Annotated in this window: 2 protein-coding genes; both read left to right on the top strand. The window is 42.3% G+C overall.

The features are described from left to right. The coding region (locus WG68_RS19485) for a flagellin (RefSeq protein ID WP_268753191.1) at positions 1 to 147 on the top strand (147 nt) is incomplete at its 5' end. A gap of 207 nt (positions 148 to 354) precedes the next feature. Beyond that, positions 355 to 596, top strand: a 242-nt coding sequence (locus WG68_RS18950) for a flagellin N-terminal helical domain-containing protein (protein ID WP_046559282.1), incomplete at its 3' end; no start/stop codon positions are given.

Raw genomic sequence — 596 nt, 5'->3', positions numbered from 1 at the left:
TCAGGTGCGCGCAGTCGAATTCGCGATACTGACTTTGCCAAAGAAACGGCTGAGTTAACCCGTACTCAGATTCTGCAGCAAACCAGTACTACCGTGTTGGCCCAGGCCAATCAGCGGCCACAAGCGGCATTGAGCTTGCTACAATAATAATGATTACCTGACAAAAAGCCATCTTTATGATGGCTTTTTGTTTTTATATCTGTTTACTAAGCTTTTTTATTTAAGTCGTAATTTTTGTGGTTTTTGCTAAAGTTTATTGTTTTCTTTCCGATACATATGTAACACAGATCGGCAATAAGTTTAGGTTTTAACGTGGCTGTTGTCAGTGTTTAATTTAGTATCAGGAGAGTAACCATGGCTTTATATGTCAACACCAATACCTCGTCACTTAATGCTCAACGCCAATTGTTTAATTCAGGCAATTCGTTAGATATTGCCTTTAAGCGCTTATCGTCGGGCTTTCGGATTAACAGCGCAGCTGATGATGCGGCGGGGTTACAAATTTCTAACCGCTTAACCAGCCAGATTAACGGTTTAGATCAGGCTGCTCGTAATGCTAATGACGGCATTTCGCTAGCGCAGGTTGCCGAAGGTGC

Source organism: Arsukibacterium ikkense, assembly GCF_000987775.1.
Classification (GTDB): domain Bacteria; phylum Pseudomonadota; class Gammaproteobacteria; order Enterobacterales; family Alteromonadaceae; genus Alishewanella; species Alishewanella ikkense.
Note: the sequence above shows the minus strand (reverse complement) of the source record. Positions and strands in the feature narration are given on the sequence as shown.